This window comes from Moorena sp. SIO3I6, from assembly GCF_010672095.1.
In genome coordinates this window covers 1-2,116 of the sequence record NZ_JAAHHU010000834.1, presented here as the reverse complement: position 1 = coordinate 2,116, position 2,116 = coordinate 1, and the positions used below count along the sequence as shown (strand labels likewise).

The 2,116-nt window shown below is 41.5% G+C and carries 4 protein-coding genes; 2 read left to right on the top strand and 2 right to left on the bottom strand.

The annotated features are described in order from the left end of the window. Nucleotides 1-8 precede the first annotated feature (8 nt). Nucleotides 9-137, top strand: coding sequence for a peptidoglycan-binding domain-containing protein (locus F6K49_RS43340; RefSeq protein WP_293107850.1), 129 nt, complete (start codon nucleotides 9-11; stop codon nucleotides 135-137). Nucleotides 138-501: 364 nt separating this feature from the next. On the opposite strand, the gene F6K49_RS43335 is transcribed toward F6K49_RS43340, so the two are convergent. Next, nucleotides 502-651: a hypothetical protein gene (locus tag F6K49_RS43335; RefSeq protein WP_293107848.1), complete on the bottom strand. Its 150-nt coding sequence runs from the start codon at nucleotides 649-651 to the stop codon at nucleotides 502-504. 190 nt (nucleotides 652-841) lie between these two features. After that, nucleotides 842-970, bottom strand: a complete 129-nt coding sequence (locus tag F6K49_RS43330; RefSeq protein WP_293107846.1) for a hypothetical protein — start codon at nucleotides 968-970, stop codon at nucleotides 842-844. 166 nt (nucleotides 971-1,136) lie between these two features. Between F6K49_RS43330 and F6K49_RS43325 the strand changes: the two genes are divergently transcribed. Beyond that, nucleotides 1,137-2,116 (top strand): TIGR00341 family protein (locus F6K49_RS43325; RefSeq protein WP_293107843.1); only part of this gene is annotated, 980 nt, incomplete at its 3' end.

Below are 2,116 nucleotides of genomic sequence, written 5' to 3'. Positions count from 1 at the left end.
AAGCAACTATTACTGTCGAGGTAGATGGCGTTTTTGGTCCCGCTACTGAGAAAGCTGTTAAGGAATTCCAGAAGCTAAAAGATTTAACAGTAGATGGAATCGTTGGACCTACAACTCGCTCGGCTCTTGGATTGTAAGCTTATTTGTGAACTTGTTAGCTATCTTCTGTCACTCTAGGCAGAAGATAAGCGCGTTTGTATCTAGGTTGTAAACACAATAATTGCCGAAAAAGGCAAAAGGAAAGAGGCAAAAGGCAAGATCGTAAAGAAATATCGAGTTTTATTGGACAATAAAAAAATACTATTAAGCTTTACCTATCAAATACAAACGCTATAGCTAATATCCCAGTCCGTTTAATCACTTCCTATTCAGATTAATGGTTAACTATTCCCGATTCCCGATTCCCGATTCCCGATTCCCGATTCCCGATTCCCGATTCTAAATTCTAAATTCTAAATTCTAAATTCCCGATTCCCGATTCCCGATTCCCTCTATTAATGACTAGGTTTTTGATAAGGTTAGGGTAATAATCACTAGGCTCAGGGCGGCCAGTAAATAAACCAGCACTGCTGCTAAGGTTCTGGGTAGGAATGGTCTGACTGCAGCTACGGCATAGTTGAGTACAAAGGCGATCAGAGCTGCAGTGAGCAAAATGCTGATTAACTCACCCACATAGCTTAAAGCACTAAGGGTTACGGATCCAGTTATTAAGATTAGTAGCTAAGTGATCAGTAACCGTTGAATTGGTGAAAAAATAGAATTCATTGACAATCGGCTCACGCAATAGCAGTGTAAGTATTCAGGTATCAGCGGTCAGCGGTCAGCTATCAGTTATCAGGTATCAGCGGTCAGCTATCAGGTTTTGAATAAAATAAGCTGAAAACTGTTGGCGTAGCCTGTGCGTAGCCCATAGACTGACGGCTGACCACTGACGGCTGACCACTGTTGGCGTAGCCTGCGCGTAGCGCATATGCTTACATAGCAGTGACTGGTAGGAGCAGTAACGTTACCTAATGATTATCCGATCTACCAGTCAGATTGTGAAATCAGCTACTATACCTTAATTAAAGTCAATTGTCAATATGTGTTGGTGAAAGATAATTAAGCTCAATAGTCGGGAGCATCGTCTATTATCTATGGAAAAGGAAAACCAAAAGAATCAAAAGAATCAAAAGACTAAAACTAGAGTCTCCAAAACCTTGAATCTTTTCAGGAACTTTGGCTTAAAGGCAATTCCAATTATGATGGTAAGGAATTCTTTGTTTGAAGAATCCGAACTTACCCTCAATTTCTTAGTCTTAATCATTAGCTCTTGTTTAATTGCTACCTTTGGACTAGTTCTCAATAGTGCTGCGGTGATTATTGGAGCGATGATTATTGCTCCTTTAATGTTGCCCTTAAGAGGATTGTCTTTTGCTACCTTGGAAGGAGATTGGCAACTGTTACGGCGTAGTTTTGTTTCTATTGCTGTAGGCACCCTACTGGGTATAAGTTGTTCTTGGTTGGTTGGTACAGTGATCGGATCCCCTGAATTGGGAGCCCAAGTTTTAGCTAGAACTAAACCCAATCTAATTGATTTACTGGTTGCGATCGTGGCCGGGGGAATTAGTGGTTTCTCTAAAATTCGCCCGTCTTTAGAAGATGCGGTACCAGGGACAGCAATTGCAGTAGCCCTAATGCCTCCCCTTTGTGTGGTTGGGTTAACCCTATCCCAGGGAGAATGGACTTTGAGTCAGGGCGCATTTCTCCTTTATATTACTAACCTGATTGGGATTAACCTAGCTTGTATGATCGTTTATATCTTTAGTGGGTATGCTCAGAGCACTGAACTGAGCCGGTCTTTAAATTGGGGAGTCTCTTTAGTGCTGATTGCTGTGTTAGTGGTGCCCCTAGGACTTACCTTTTGGGACGTGCTTGAGCAAGGAAGAGTTGAGGAGCCAGTTCAGGAATTGATTAATAAGAGTCCATTGTTTACGAAAAAAGGTAGAGAAGTTTCTACTTGGAAGATCAATCGGAAAAAGAATCCTCCTGAAATCAAAATTGCTATGCGTTCAACAGAACGGATTACATCGGAACAGGTGAAGAGGTTTGAAGATGCGGTTAACATTAAGATAGG

Bases quoted from the DNA above. Each gene is read 5' to 3' on its own strand.
- F6K49_RS43330 (WP_293107846.1), bottom strand. From the start codon at position 970: ATGCGCTACGCGCAGGCTACGCCAACAGTGGTCAGCCGTCAGTGGTCA.